Here is a 13611-nt window from a genome sequence, read left to right as displayed (position 1 = left end):
GTGAGTTGATGGATGGTGCAGGTATTGTGTTTTTAGGGGGGGCAAGCCATCGCGAGCAAGCTCGCTCCTACAGGTGACTCGATCCCGGTAGGAGCGAGCTTGCTCGCGATGGGCCTAGAACTCAGCGCAACTGAAACCAGGTGGTTTTCAACTGCGTGTACTTGTCAAACGAATGCAGCGACAAATCGCGCCCGAACCCGGACTGTTTGCCCCCACCAAACGGCACGGAAACATCCAGCGCATCCAGGGTATTGACCGACACCGTCCCCGCCTTCAACGCCCGCGACACGCGGTGGGCGCGGTTCAGGTCGTCGCTCCACACCGACGCCGCCAACCCGTAAATGCTGTCGTTGGCCAGGCGCACCGCCTCTTCCTCGCATTCGAACGCCTTGATCGCCAGCACCGGCCCGAAAATCTCATCCCGGGCCAGGCTCGAATCGCTGTCAACGTCGGTAAAAATCGTCGGCTGGATAAAGTTGGACGAGCCGTTGATACGCAACTGCTCACCGCCCGCCAACAACCGGGCGCCCTGCCCTTGTGCCTGCTCGATGGCGCGCATGATCCGCGCGGTCTGCTCGCCGTCGACAATCGCACCGGCACCACTCGCAGGATTCAGCGGATCACCGGGCAGCCAGGCTTTGGCCTTTTCGATCAAGCGCTCGACAAACTCGTCATGAATGGACCGCTGCACATACAACCGCGAGTTGGCCGAACACACCTCGCCCTGGTTGAAGAAGATGCCGAACGCCGCTTTCTCCGCCGCCAGGTCAAGGTCCTGGCAATCCTCGAACACCAGGTTCGGGCTCTTGCCGCCGCACTCCAGCCACACCTGTTTGAGGTTCGACTGCGCCGAGTACTGCATGAAGTATTTGCCGACCTGGGTCGAGCCGGTGAACACCAGGCAATCCACGTCGGGGTGCAGGCCCAGGGCCTTGCCGGCGCTTTCGCCGAGGCCCGGCACCACGTTGAGCACGCCTTCGGGAATCCCGGCTTCCAGCGCCAGTTGCCCCAGACGCAAGGCGGAAAACGGCGACTGCTCGGCGGGCTTGAGCACCACGCTATTGCCGGCGGCAAGCGCGGGGGCGAGTTTCCAGGCGGCCATGTCCAGCGGGAAGTTCCACGGCACCACCGCCGCCACCACGCCCAGCGCTTCGCGGGTGATGGTGGCAAGGGCGTTGCGCGCGGTGGGTGCGACCTGGTCGTAGACCTTGTCCAGCGCCTCGCCGTACCAGGCGAACACATGGGCCGCGCCGGGCACATCGATGTTGTAGGCGTCCATCACCGGCTTGCCCATGTTCAGCGAGTCGAGCAGCGCCAGTTCTTCACGGTTGGCCAGCAGCAGTTCCGAGAGCCGGATCAGGATTTTCTTGCGCTCCACCGGCGCCATGCGCGCCCACGGCCCTTCTTCGAACGCCCGACGCGCCGAGCGCACTGCCAGGTTCACCTCGTCCTCGCCGCATGCCGCGACCCGCGCCAGCAACTGATTGGTGGCCGGATTGATCGCCTGGAAGGTCGCGCCCGAAGCGCTCGCGACTTGCCGGCCGCCGATCAGCGCCGTGTCGAGGAATGTTTGCCGGGCAGCCCGCTGCTGCCAGTAGTTGAGATCCAACACACGCTACTCCCTGGCCGACCGTGCAACGGCCGGCTGTTATGGTTTCGGCGGATGGTGCGCCAGTCTCGGGGCGAGGAAAAATAGTAAAAATATGCTCGGGCGCAATGAAAAAGCTCGGCAGCGTGACGCCCCTCAAGCACTGCAAGATTCGTCAGTTAGTAGTGGTCTCTTCCTACACCTCGCGGCGAATGTCATCATTCGCCCTCAGCCCGCCCCGGCCTTGTGACTCTCGAAAACGGCTTCCATGTCCTCTCACGAAAGCATTGATTCCACCGTCCGGACCATCCTGGTCATCGACGACGAACTGCGTTCCCGCGAATCCCTGTCGCGGGTGCTCGCCGACGAGTTCGACGTGCTGCTCGCCGATTCGGCCGAGCAGGCCCGCGAGCTGCTCGAACGCCACCCGGTGGCGGTGATCCTCTGCGACCAGCGCATGCCGGGCATGCAGGGCATCGAGTTTCTCAAGGAAAGCCGCGAGCGCTGGCCCGAGGTCGTGCGCATCGTGCTGTCCGGCTACACCGACTCCGAAGACATCATCGCCGGGGTCAACGAAGCCGGGATCTACCAGTACCTGCTCAAGCCCTGGCTCCCCGAGCACCTGCTCAACACGGTGCGCAACGCCGTGGAGAGCCGCGCCCTGCACAACCACATGCAGCGCCTCGACGTCGAGCTGCGCGCCGCGACCCCGGTGCTACGCCGGCGCAACCAGCAGGCGCTGGACAAGGTCCGTGACGCATTCGACTTCGCCCGTATCGTGCGCGCCCCCGGCAGCCCGCTGGACGCGCTCTGCGAGCTGGCGGCGCGGGTGGCGCGCTTCGACCTGTCGGTGTTGCTGCTGGGCGAATCCGGCACCGGCAAAGAGTTGCTGGCCCGCGCCATCCACTACGCCAGCCCGCGGGCCAGCAACGCCTTCATCATCGAAAACTGTGCGGCGCTGCCGGATTCGCTGCTGGAATCCGAGTTGTTCGGGCACAAGCGCGGCGCTTTTACCGGCGCCCATCAGGACCACATCGGCCTGATCCAGCGCGCCCACGGCGGCACGCTGTTCCTCGACGAGATCGGCGACACCTCGCCGGCCTTCCAGGTCAAGCTGCTGCGGGTGCTGCAAGAAGGCGAACTGCGCCCGGTCGGCGCCACCACGGCAGTGCGCGTGGACGTGCGAATCATCGCCGCCACCCACCGCGACCTTGAAGCGGACGTGCAGGCCGGGCGTTTTCGCAGCGACCTTTATTACCGCCTGGCCGGGGTATCGCTGGCCTTGCCGCCGTTGCGCGAGCGCAGCGGCGACCTGATCCCGATCGCCAGCAAACTGCTCGCCGACGCCAGCAAGGAACTCGACCTGCCCGGCCTGCAATTTGCCGGCGACGCCCTCGGCAGCCTGCTCGGCTACCCCTGGCCGGGCAATATCCGCGAACTGCGCAACGAGGTTTACCGCGCTGCTGCGCTGTCCGACAGCACCGAAGTCAGCGCCCGGGCGTTCTCCTGGAAAGTGCTGCAAGGACAAGCCGGTGGCGCGCTGCCCGGCCTTGCCGTCGACGGTCGCCCGGCTGGCACCCTGCAGGAGCAGCTCGACGCCATCGAGGCGACGCTGCTGAAAGAAGCCCTGCTGCGCCACCGCTGGAACAAGACCCACGCCGCCCGCGAGTTGGGCCTGTCGCGGGTCGGCCTGCGCCAGAAACTGCGCCGCTTCGGCCTGGAGGAAACGCCATGAGTGCCCCGTTCCGCGTGCTCTGGCTGCAATCCGGCGGCTGCGGCGGCTGCAACATGTCGCTGCTGTGCGCCGACACCCAGGACTTCGCCGGCCTCTGGCGCAGCGCCGGGATCGAACTGCTGTGGCACCCGTCGCTGTCGCTGGAAAGCGGTGACGAAGTGCTGGCGATCCTTGATGACTGCCTCGCCGGCCGCACCCACCTCGACGCGCTGTGCATCGAAGGTTCGCTGCTGCGCGGCCCCAACGGTACCGGGCGTTTCCACCTGCTGGCCGGCACCGGGGTGGCGATGATCGACTGGGTCAGCCGCCTCGCCGCAGTCGCCGACTACACCCTCGGCATCGGCACCTGCGCCGCCTATGGCGGCATCACCGCGGCCGGCCACAACCCCACCGACGCCTGCGGCCTGCAATACGACGGCGAACGCTGCGGCGGCCTGCTGGGCGCCGACTACCGCTCACGCAAAGGCCTGCCGGTAATCAACGTCGCTGGCTGCCCGACTCACCCGGGCTGGGTCACCGACACACTGATGGCGCTGGCCGCGGGATTGTTCGCCGGCAGCGACCTGGATGCCCTCGGTCGCCCGCGCTTCTACGCCGACCAACTGGTCCACCACGGCTGCACGCGCAACGAGTTCTACGAATACAAAGCCAGCGCGGTGAAGCCCTCGGACCTCGGCTGCATGATGGAAAACCTCGGCTGCAAAGGCACCCAGGCCCACGGCGACTGCAACAACCGCCTGTGGAACGGCGAAGGCTCGTGCACCCGCGGCGGCTACGCCTGCATCAACTGCACGGCGCCAGGCTTCGAGGAGCCGGGCCACGCCTTCCACCTCACGCCCAAGCGCGCCGGTATTCCCATCGGCCTGCCCACCGACATGCCCAAGGCCTGGTTCGTCGCCCTCGCCGCACTGTCCAAGTCGGCCACCCCGGACCGCGTCCGGCAGAACGCCACCGCCGACCATGCGCTGATCGCGCCGGCCATCCGCCCCACCCGGCGCTAGGGAGTTAGCACAATGACCCGCTTATTGGTCGGCCCGTTCAACCGTGTCGAAGGCGACCTCGAAGTCCAGTTGGACATCGAGGACGGCCAGGTGCGCTCGGCGCAGGTCAACGCCACCATGTTCCGTGGCTTCGAACAGATCCTGCGCGACCACGCGCCCCTCGATGCGCTGGTCTACGCGCCCCGGGTGTGCGGCATCTGCTCGGTGTCGCAATCAGTGGCCGCCGCCCGCGCCCTCGCCGGCCTGGCCGGGATCGAACCGCCGGGCAACGGCCTGATCGCGATCAACCTGATGGCGGCAACGGAAAACCTCGCCGACCACCTCAGCCACTTCTACCTGTTTTTCATGCCCGACTTTGTCCGCCCGCTGTACGCCGAGCGACCCTGGTACACCGACGCCGTCGCCCGTTTCACCCCGCACAGCGGTAGCCAGCAGCGCCTGGCACTGGCGGCGCGCAAGCGCTGGCTGGACCTGATCGGCACCCTCGGCGGCAAGTGGCCGCACACAGGCTCCGTGCACCCCGGCGGCTCGACCCGCGCCATCGACCCGGCCGAACGCCTGCGCCTGCTGACGCGGGTCCGCGAGTTTCGTCAGTTCCTCGAGAACGAGCTGTTTGCTGCACCGCTGGAGCACATCGCCGGACTCACCAGCGAAGCGCAACTGTGGGCTTGGTACGCCGAAGCGCCGGAGCGCGGCGACCTGCGACATTTCCTGCGTATCGTGCTCGACAGCGGGCTGGAACACCTGGGCCAGGGCCCCGGCTTGTACCTGTCTTACGGCGCGTATCCGCAGGCCAACGGCTCGTTCGCCTTCGACCGCGGCCTGTGGGACGCCCGCCTCGGCCAATTGCGGCCGCTGCACCTGGATGGCATCCGCGAGGACGCCAGCCACGCCTGGCTCGACGACCGCGGTGGCCCGCTGCACCCGGCCCAGGGCGTGACCGAACCGACCATGGACAAGCCCGCCGCCTACACCTGGAACAAGGCCCCGCGCCTGGCCGGCGAAGTGCTGGAGACCGGTGCCCTGGCGCGCCAGTTGATCAGCGGCCAGCCCTTGCTGCGCGACGCCGCCTCGCGGTGCGGTGCCAGCGTCTACACACGTCTGCTGGCGCGCCTGGTGGAACTGGCACGGGTCGTGCCCATGATGGAAAGCTGGTTGCTGGCGCTGCGCCCCGGCGAGCCCTATTACACGGCCTGCGAGTTACCCGACAGCGGCAGCGCGGTCGGCCTCACCGAAGCCGCGCGCGGCGCGTTGGGCCACTGGCTGCGGGTCGAACAGGGTCGCATCGCCAGTTACCAGATCATCGCGCCGACCACCTGGAACTTTTCCCCGCGCGATGCCGAAGGTCGCCCCGGCGCCCTGGAGCGCGCGCTGGAAGGTGCCCCGGTACGGCCCGGCGAAAAGACCCCGGTCGCGGTGCAACACATCGTGCGCTCGTTCGACCCCTGCATGGTCTGTACTGTGCATTGACCCGGAGAACCCCATGCAACGCCTGACCATCTCCCTCGACGACGGCCTCGCCGAAGCGCTCGACCAACTGATCCGCGCCCAGGGCTACGACAACCGTTCCGAAGCCCTGCGCGACATCCTGCGCCGGCATATCGAGGAACAGCGCCTGCACAAGGAAGCCGAGTCGCTACAGTGCGTGGCCAACCTCAGTTTCGTCTACGACCACCACGCGCGTACCCTCGCCGAACGGGTGATGACCCTGCAACACGACCACCATGACCTGACCATCGCCAGCCAGCACGTCCACCTGGACCACGACCACTGCCTGGAAAGCCTGATGCTTCGCGGCCCGGTGCAACGGGTGCGGGCCTTCGCCGAACGGCTGAATGCCGAGCGCGGCGTGCGCCATGGCCAGCTCAACCTGATTCCCGTGGCGGCGAGCGCTGGCGATCACGCCCACGCGCACCTGCACCCCACGAGCTGAAGGTCATGGCCCGCAAACCACCACCGCCGCCCATCGACGAAGACGCCTGGCTCGAAGTCATCGGCAAAATGGACGAGGTGTACTCGCAACTGGTCCAGGACGAGATCGCCCTGGAGCAGAAAAACGCCGAGCTGGAACAGTCGCAGCAGTTCATTACCGGCCTGCTCGGGGCCATGTCCGACATTCTCCTGGCCTGCGATACCCAGGGTCTGATCGAGCAGTCCAACACCTCGCTGCGCGAACTGGTCGGCGGCGATGAACAGCAACTGCTGGGCAGCCCGGTCTATGCGCTGCTCGGCGACGACGACAGCAGCGAGCACCTGCGCAAGGTGCTCGGCGGCCTGCGCCAGGCCAACGCCTGCGCCAACCTCGAAGTGAATTTTCGCGACGCGCAAGGCGCGCTGTTGCCAGTGGAGCTCAGTTGCACCGTGCGCAGCGGGCCTCACGGGCGCTGCCTCGGGCATGTGTTGGTGGGCCGGCCGCTGGGCGAACTGAAGCACGCCTACCGGCAATTGCACGAAGCCCACGAAGCACTCAAGCGCACCCAACAGCAACTGCTGCACGCCGAGAAAATGGCCGCCCTCGGTCGTCTGGTGGCGGGGGTCGCCCACGAACTGAACAACCCGATCAGCTTCGTCCTGGCCAACGCCCATGTGCTCGGTGGTTACGGCAAACGCCTGCAGGACTACCTCGGTGCCGTGCACGACGGCGTGATAGGTGATGAACGCGAGGCCCTGCGCCGGCAACTGCGCATCGACCCGCTGCTGGCCGACCTGCCCTCGCTGATCGACGGCACCCTGGAGGGTGCCCAGCGCACCGCCGATATCGTCAGCGCGCTGAAGCGGTTTTCCGCGATGGATCGCGGACAGTCCGGCGAGATGTCGCTGAACGACGTTATCGAACGAGCCATCCACTGGATCACCCGCGGCACCGCGCCGGACCTGCTCATGCACTGGCAGCCGGGCGACGACATCACGGTTCATGGCAACAGCGGACAACTACTGCAAGTGCTGATGAACCTGATGCAAAACGCCTACGACGCCGCCCGCAGCGCCGCCAGCGCACCGCCGCAACTGTGGATCGAACTCAGCCACGAACCCGGCTGGGCCAACCTGACCTTGCGCGACAACGGCGCCGGCATTGCGCCCGAGCATTTGAGCCAGGTGTTCGAGCCCTTCTTCACCACCAAACCGGTGGGCCAGGGCACGGGGCTGGGGTTGTCGATCAGCTACGGCATCATCGAGCGCGCGGGCGGGACGCTGGAGGCGGGGAATCATCCGCAGGGGGGCGCGGTGTTCCGGTTGCGGTTGCCGGCGGTGGTTGCGGGGTTTCCGGTTTGAGGGGGTGGGTGCAAATGGGGTTACCACCAGGCGCATGTCGGGATTTTTCCAGCGTTCTCAAGATCGAGCGCCGCCCGCGCGGCGCATCGCGAGCAAGCTCGCTCCTTGGTTGCAACGTGCCTAAGTCTGTCAGGCCATGGTTGACCGCCTTGTTTACACGACGCGGTATCGAGTCGATCTCAATAGCCTCCCCGCGATTTATCGCCGAACGCCGAGGGCTGGCAACCCAACTCTCACAGGCCATGGCGCGTTGCAACCAATGAGCGAGCTTGCTCGCGATGCGCCGCGCGGGCGGCGCTCGATCTAAAGGACACTTAAAATCCCCCGCCATGCCCTCGGTGGCCATGACCGCATCCCCTGCCCGACCCAACATTGGCACACCCCTTGTATGAAGACTTTGAAATTCTTCATACAACCGGACCTAAAATGCCCAACCGTGCCTTCCTGTCCCCCGTCACCACCCTCTTCGCCGGCCTGATCACGGTCAATCTGCTGGCCTGGTTCTGGGCCCTGGTTGCCTTCCACGATTACCCGCTGCTGCTCGGCACTGCGGTGCTGGCCTACAGCTTCGGCCTGCGCCACGCGGTGGACGCCGACCATATCGCGGCCATCGACAACGCCACCCGCAAGCTGATCCAGGAAGGCCAGCCCACCGCCAGCGTCGGTCTGTTTTTCTCCCTCGGCCACAGCAGCGTGGTGATCATCGCCTCGGCACTGATCGCCTTCAGCGCCGCCAGCCTGCAGGACGAACTGGAAGCCTTCCACGGCGTCGGCGCGGTGATAGGTACCTCGGTTTCGGCCGGGTTCCTGTTGCTGGTGGCGTTGATCAACCTGGTGATCCTGCGCTCGGTATACGGCGCCTTCCGCCGCGTCCGTCAGGGCGAACGCATCGGTGAGGCCGAACTGCACAGGATGCTGGCCGGCGGTGGGCTGATCGCGCGGCTGGCACGGCCACTGTTCCGCCTGGTACGTCGCAGTTGGCACCTCTACCCGCTGGGCTTCCTGTTTGGCCTGGGCTTCGACACCGCCACCGAAATCGGCCTGCTCGGCATCGCCGCCAGCCAGGCGGTGCAGAACCTGCCGGTGCTGTCGATCATGGTGTTCCCGGCACTGTTCACCGCCGGCATGGCGCTGGTCGACAGCGCCGACAGCGTGCTGATGACCGGCGCCTATCGCTGGGCCGAAGTGCGCCCGGCGCGCAAGCTCTATTACAACCTGACCATCACCTCGGCATCGGTGCTGGTGGCGCTGCTGATCGGCAGCATGGAAGCCCTCCACCTGATCGCCGAACAATTCGAACTGCAAGGCGCGGCATGGGACTTCATCGCCCAGGTGAACGAAAACTTCGGCCTGCTCGGCTACCTGATCGTCGGCCTGTTCATCGCCACCTGGGCGCTGTCCTGGGCGTTCTATCGCTACAAGGGTTATGACCGCCTGGACCTGAATCCGGCCTGATCACGAACCTTCCACTGTCGCCAACAAACTGATCACTGCCTTTCCACTTCGCCTGCGCCCCGACCGTCCGCCCTTGCAGCGGATCGGGGCGAAACCCCGCAATTCAGGGGTCAGCCAGTCTAGACCAAGGTCGAAAAGCCGCCTGCGACGTAATGGCACAGCTCTTGAAATAAGCCCTTGGCCACTCGAAAGAAAAAGACAGCCTGGCCGAGGAAAACCAATTGACCGAAACCTTTTATGAAGTGATGCGCCGGCAGGGCATCTCGCGGCGCAGCTTCGTCAAGTTCTGCTCGCTGACCGCCACCTCGCTGGGCCTGGGCCCGGCCTTCATGCCGCAGATCGCCTGGGCCATGGAAAACAAGCCGCGCACCCCGGTGCTGTGGCTGCATGGCCTGGAATGCACCTGTTGCTCCGAGTCCTTCATCCGCTCCGCGCACCCGCTGGCCAAGGATGTGGTGCTGTCGATGATCTCGCTGGACTACGACGACACCCTGATGGCCGCGGCCGGGCACCAGGCCGAAGCGATCCTCGAAGAGGTGATGGCCAAGTACAAGGGCAACTACATCCTCGCCGTGGAAGGCAACCCGCCGCTGAACCAGGACGGCATGAGCTGCATCATCGGTGGCAAGCCGTTCATCGAGCAGCTCAAGCGCGTGTCCCGCGATGCCAAGGCGATCATCTCCTGGGGCTCCTGCGCCAGTTGGGGTTGCGTTCAGGCGGCCAAGCCGAACCCGACCCAGGCGGTGCCGATCCACAAGGTGATCACCGACAAGCCGATCATCAAGGTGCCCGGCTGCCCGCCGATCGCCGAGGTAATGACGGGGGTCATCACCTACATGCTGACCTTCGACCGCATCCCCGAGCTGGACCGCCAGGGCCGGCCGAAAATGTTCTACAGCCAGCGCATCCACGACAAGTGCTACCGCCGGCCGCACTTCGACGCCGGCCAGTTTGTCGAGGCCTGGGACGACGACTCGGCGCGCAAGGGTTACTGCCTGTACAAGGTCGGCTGCAAAGGCCCGACCACCTACAACGCCTGTTCCACCGTGCGCTGGAACGGCGGCACGAGTTTCCCGATCCAGTCCGGCCACGGCTGCATCGGCTGTTCCGAGGAAGGCTTCTGGGACAAGGGCTCGTTCTACCAGCACCTGAGCGACGTCAACGCCTTCGGCGTCGAAGCCAACGCCGACCAGATCGGCCTGGCCGCCGCCGGCACCGTCGGTGCGGCCATCACCGCCCACGCTGCGGTCACCGCCATCAAGCGCGCCAGCAATGGCAAGGCGCACGCCAACCACGAAGCCTGAATGACGTACGGGAAAACCTGATCCATGAGCAATTACTCCACCCAGGGCTTCGACCTGGACAACACCGGCCGGCGCATCGTTGTCGACCCGGTGACCCGCATCGAGGGCCACATGCGCGTCGAGGTCAACCTCGACGCCAACAACGTGATCCGCAACGCCGTGTCCACCGGCACCATGTGGCGCGGCCTGGAAGTCATCCTCAAGGGCCGCGACCCACGTGATGCGTGGGCCTTTGTCGAGCGTATCTGCGGCGTCTGCACCGGCTGTCACGCCCTGGCCTCGGTGCGCGCGGTCGAAGACGCGCTGGATATCCGCATCCCGCCCAACGCCCACCTGATCCGCGAAATGATGGCCAAGACCCTGCAGGTCCACGACCACGCAGTGCACTTCTACCACCTGCACGCGCTGGACTGGGTCGATGTGATCTCGGCGCTGAAAGCCGACCCCAAGGCCACCTCGGCACTGCAACAGATGGTCTCGCCAGCGCACCCGAAATCCTCGCCGGGCTACTTCCGCGATGTGCAGAACCGCCTGAAGAAGTTTGTCGAAAGCGGTCAGCTCGGCCCGTTCATGAACGGCTACTGGGGCAACCCGGCCTACCAGTTGCCGCCTGAAGCCAACCTGATGGCGGTCACCCATTACCTTGAAGCCCTCGACCTGCAAAAAGAGTGGGTGAAGATCCACACCATCTTCGGCGGCAAGAACCCGCACCCCAACTACCTGGTCGGCGGCGTGCCCTGCGCGATCAACATCGACGGCGACCTCGCCGCCGGCGCACCACTGAACATGGAGCGACTGAACTTCGTGCGGGCGCGGATCGACGAGGCGCTGGAGTTCTGCCGCAACGTCTACGTGCCCGACGTGCTGGCCATCGGCACCCTGTACAAGCAGAAAGGCTGGCTGCACGGTGGCGGCCTGGCGGCGACCAACGTCATGGACTACGGCACCTACGCCAAGGTCAATTACGACGACAGCACCAACCAGTTGCCCGGCGGCGCCATCCTCAATGGCAACTGGGACGAGATCCTGCCGGTGGATGTGCGCGACCCGGAACAGGTGCAGGAATTCGTCACCCACTCCTGGTACCAGTACCCGGACAACGACAAGGGCCTGCACCCCTGGGACGGCATCACCGATCCCCACTACGAGCTGGGCGCGAAAACCAAGGGCACCCGCACCGCCATCGAGGAAGTCGATGAAAGTGCCAAATATTCGTGGGTCAAATCGCCGCGCTGGCGTGGTCACGCCATGGAAGTCGGGCCGCTGGCCCGCTACATCCTCGGCTACGCCCATGCGCAGCAAGGCAACCCGCATTGCCAGCGGGTCAAAGAGCAACTGGAAAGTTCACTGCGTGCGGTCAACCACGACCTGCCCAAGGCCCTGGGCCTTGCGAGCACCGACTACAGCGCCAAGCAACTGCTGCCGAGCACCATCGGCCGCACCCTGACCCGCGCCCTCGAAGCCGAATACTGCGCGGAGATGATGGTCGATGACTGGAACGAGCTGATGCTCAACATCCGCAACGGCGACCGCGCCACCGCCAACGTCGAAAAATGGGACCCGAAAACCTGGCCCGCCGAAGCCAAGGGCGTCGGCAGCGTCGCCGCCCCGCGTGGTGCGCTGGGGCACTGGATCCGCATCAAGGACGGTCGCATCGAGAACTATCAGTGCGTGGTGCCGAGCACCTGGAACGGCAGCCCGCGTGACAGCAAGGGCCAGATCGGCGCCTTCGAAGCGGCGCTGATGAACACGCCGGTCGCGGTCGCCGACCAGCCGGTGGAAATCCTCCGCACGCTGCACTCCTTCGACCCCTGCATGGCCTGCGCCACCCACGTGATGAGCGAGGATGGCGTCGAGTTGAGCACGGTCACCGTGCGTTGAACCCGCCCGCAGCCAGTCGCCGGGCGCCAACGCGCGCCCGGCGCAATTCGAGGTGACGACATGTCCGAACCCCACGCCCCCGAAAGCGGGCACAGCGAATACGTCTACGAAGCGCCCGTGCGCCTGTGGCACTGGATCAACGCCGCCTGCATCGTCGTGCTGTCGGTGACCGGTTACTTCATCGGCCTGCCACCGCCGACCCAGCCGGGTGAGGCCAGCGCCAGTTTCCTGATGGGCTACATCCGCTTCGCCCATTTCGCCGCAGCCTACCTGTTCGCCATCGGCATCCTCGGCCGCGCCTACTGGGCGCTGGTGGGCAACCACCATGCCCGCGAGCTGTTCTGGGTGCCGCTCACACGCAAAGCCTACTGGCGCGATTTCGCCTGCTGGCTGCGCTATTACCTGTTCATCGGCCCGATGCCGGCGCCGATCTTCGGTCACAACCCGCTGTCGCGGTTCGCCATGGTCTTCGTCTTCCTGCTGACCTCGCTGTTCATGCTGGTGACCGGCTTTGCCCTGTACGGCGAAGGAGCGCAGATGGGCTCGTGGCAGGAGCAACTGTTCGGCTGGGCGCTGCCGCTGCTGGGCCAGTCGAACAATGTCCACGTCCTCCACCGACTCGGCATGTGGCTGATGATTCTGTTCATCCTGCTGCACGTGTATGCCGCCGTGCGTGAAGAAATCTGCGGCCGCCTGCACCTGATCGGCGGCATCGTCTCGGGCTACAAGAGCTTCAAGAAATGAGCACATCCACCTCCGCTCCGCGCATCACCGTGCTCGGCATCGGCAACCTGCTGTGGGCCGACGAAGGCTTCGGCGTGCGCTGCGTCGAAGCCCTGCAACAACGCTACGAATTTGCCGACAACGTCACCCTGATCGACGGCGGCACCCTGGGCCTGTACCTGATCCAGCACGTGCAGCAGGCCGATTACCTGCTGATCTTCGACGCGGTGGACTACAGCCTCGCGCCGGGCACCCTCAAGTTCGTCGCCGACGACGAGGTACCGCGCTTTCTCGGCGTGAAGAAGCTCAGCCTGCACCAGACCGGTTTCCAGGAAGTGCTGATCCTCGCCCAGCTCACCGGCCATTACCCACAGCGGGTACTGCTGATGGGCTGCCAGCCGGAGCGCATGGACGACTACGGCGGGAGCCTGCGGCCATGCGTCAAGGCCGCGCTGGAACAGGTCATCGACGCCGCCGTGGACGTGCTGGCCGACTGGGGCGGCGAACCGCGCCCGCGCACCAGCGCCCTGCCCGACGACGAGGCGGTGACCCTGCAGCACCTGGAGTTGCAACGTTACGAAAACGAGCGCCCCACCGAGCAGGACGCCTGCCGCGTCGGCGACGAACGCATCCTCGCGCGGCGTAGCTGAG

General features: G+C 65.8%; 11 protein-coding genes. 10 read left to right on the top strand and 1 reads right to left on the bottom strand.

The window, feature by feature from the left end:
• Nucleotides 1–121 precede the first annotated feature (121 nt).
• Nucleotides 122–1612 (bottom strand): aldehyde dehydrogenase, encoded by a 1491-nt coding sequence (locus DM374_RS13135; protein WP_110970210.1) that lies wholly within the window; start codon nucleotides 1610–1612, stop codon nucleotides 122–124.
• A gap of 244 nt (nucleotides 1613–1856) precedes the next feature.
• On the opposite strand from DM374_RS13135, the gene DM374_RS13130 reads away from it, so the two are divergent.
• The 10 genes from DM374_RS13130 (at nucleotide 1857) to DM374_RS13085 (ending at nucleotide 13610) form a co-directional block, all read left to right on the top strand.
• On the top strand, nucleotides 1857–3323 hold the full coding sequence (locus DM374_RS13130) for a sigma-54-dependent transcriptional regulator (RefSeq protein WP_175650827.1): 1467 nt from the start codon (nucleotides 1857–1859) through the stop codon (nucleotides 3321–3323).
• Nucleotides 3320–4324 carry an NADH-quinone oxidoreductase subunit B family protein gene (locus tag DM374_RS13125; protein ID WP_110970209.1) on the top strand — a complete coding sequence of 335 codons (1005 nt, stop codon included), beginning with the start codon at nucleotides 3320–3322 and terminating at the stop codon, nucleotides 4322–4324. Before DM374_RS13130 ends, DM374_RS13125 begins: the two co-directional genes overlap by 4 nt.
• 12 nt (nucleotides 4325–4336) lie before the next feature.
• Nucleotides 4337–5794, top strand: a complete 1458-nt coding sequence (locus DM374_RS13120) for a nickel-dependent hydrogenase large subunit (protein WP_110970208.1) — start codon at nucleotides 4337–4339, stop codon at nucleotides 5792–5794.
• A 13-nt stretch (nucleotides 5795–5807) separates the two neighbouring features.
• Nucleotides 5808–6257 (top strand): nickel-responsive transcriptional regulator NikR, encoded by a 450-nt coding sequence (gene nikR, locus DM374_RS13115; protein ID WP_110970207.1) that lies wholly within the window; start codon nucleotides 5808–5810, stop codon nucleotides 6255–6257.
• Between the two features lie 5 nt (nucleotides 6258–6262).
• Nucleotides 6263–7597 (top strand): PAS domain-containing sensor histidine kinase, encoded by a 1335-nt coding sequence (locus DM374_RS13110; RefSeq protein ID WP_110970206.1) that lies wholly within the window; start codon nucleotides 6263–6265, stop codon nucleotides 7595–7597.
• A 426-nt stretch (nucleotides 7598–8023) separates the two neighbouring features.
• Nucleotides 8024–9052: a HoxN/HupN/NixA family nickel/cobalt transporter gene (locus DM374_RS13105; protein ID WP_110970205.1), complete on the top strand. Its 1029-nt coding sequence runs from the start codon at nucleotides 8024–8026 to the stop codon at nucleotides 9050–9052.
• Between the two features lie 221 nt (nucleotides 9053–9273).
• Nucleotides 9274–10356 carry a hydrogenase small subunit gene (locus DM374_RS13100; RefSeq protein ID WP_110970204.1) on the top strand — a complete coding sequence of 361 codons (1083 nt, stop codon included), beginning with the start codon at nucleotides 9274–9276 and terminating at the stop codon, nucleotides 10354–10356.
• Between the two features lie 24 nt (nucleotides 10357–10380).
• On the top strand, nucleotides 10381–12237 hold the full coding sequence (locus DM374_RS13095) for a nickel-dependent hydrogenase large subunit (protein ID WP_110970203.1): 1857 nt from the start codon (nucleotides 10381–10383) through the stop codon (nucleotides 12235–12237).
• 60 nt (nucleotides 12238–12297) lie between these two features.
• Nucleotides 12298–12981: a Ni/Fe-hydrogenase, b-type cytochrome subunit gene (gene cybH, locus DM374_RS13090; RefSeq protein ID WP_110970202.1), complete on the top strand. Its 684-nt coding sequence runs from the start codon at nucleotides 12298–12300 to the stop codon at nucleotides 12979–12981.
• On the top strand, nucleotides 12978–13610 hold the full coding sequence (locus DM374_RS13085; RefSeq protein WP_110970201.1) for a HyaD/HybD family hydrogenase maturation endopeptidase: 633 nt from the start codon (nucleotides 12978–12980) through the stop codon (nucleotides 13608–13610). The genes cybH and DM374_RS13085 overlap by 4 nt, the downstream gene beginning before the upstream one ends.
• Nucleotide 13611: the final 1 nt, after the last annotated feature.

The organism is Pseudomonas huaxiensis (assembly GCF_003231275.1).
Taxonomy (GTDB): domain Bacteria; phylum Pseudomonadota; class Gammaproteobacteria; order Pseudomonadales; family Pseudomonadaceae; genus Aquipseudomonas; species Aquipseudomonas huaxiensis.
The sequence above is the reverse complement of the archived record's forward strand: the minus strand, read 5'-3'. Positions and strand labels throughout refer to the sequence as shown.

Excerpts from the sequence above, each read along its gene's own strand:
- DM374_RS13085 (WP_110970201.1), top strand. The coding sequence starts at position 12,978 with ATGAGCACATCCACCTCCGCTCCGCGCATCACCGTGCTCGGCATCGGC.
- cybH (WP_110970202.1), top strand. The coding sequence starts at position 12,298 with ATGTCCGAACCCCACGCCCCCGAAAGCGGGCACAGCGAATACGTCTAC.
- DM374_RS13120 (WP_110970208.1), top strand. The coding sequence starts at position 4,337 with ATGACCCGCTTATTGGTCGGCCCGTTCAACCGTGTCGAAGGCGACCTC.
- DM374_RS13130 (WP_175650827.1), top strand. The coding sequence starts at position 1,857 with ATGTCCTCTCACGAAAGCATTGATTCCACCGTCCGGACCATCCTGGTC.
- DM374_RS13105 (WP_110970205.1), top strand. The coding sequence starts at position 8,024 with ATGCCCAACCGTGCCTTCCTGTCCCCCGTCACCACCCTCTTCGCCGGC.
- nikR (WP_110970207.1), top strand. The coding sequence starts at position 5,808 with ATGCAACGCCTGACCATCTCCCTCGACGACGGCCTCGCCGAAGCGCTC.
- DM374_RS13095 (WP_110970203.1), top strand. The coding sequence starts at position 10,381 with ATGAGCAATTACTCCACCCAGGGCTTCGACCTGGACAACACCGGCCGG.
- DM374_RS13110 (WP_110970206.1), top strand. The coding sequence starts at position 6,263 with ATGGCCCGCAAACCACCACCGCCGCCCATCGACGAAGACGCCTGGCTC.
- DM374_RS13125 (WP_110970209.1), top strand. The coding sequence starts at position 3,320 with ATGAGTGCCCCGTTCCGCGTGCTCTGGCTGCAATCCGGCGGCTGCGGC.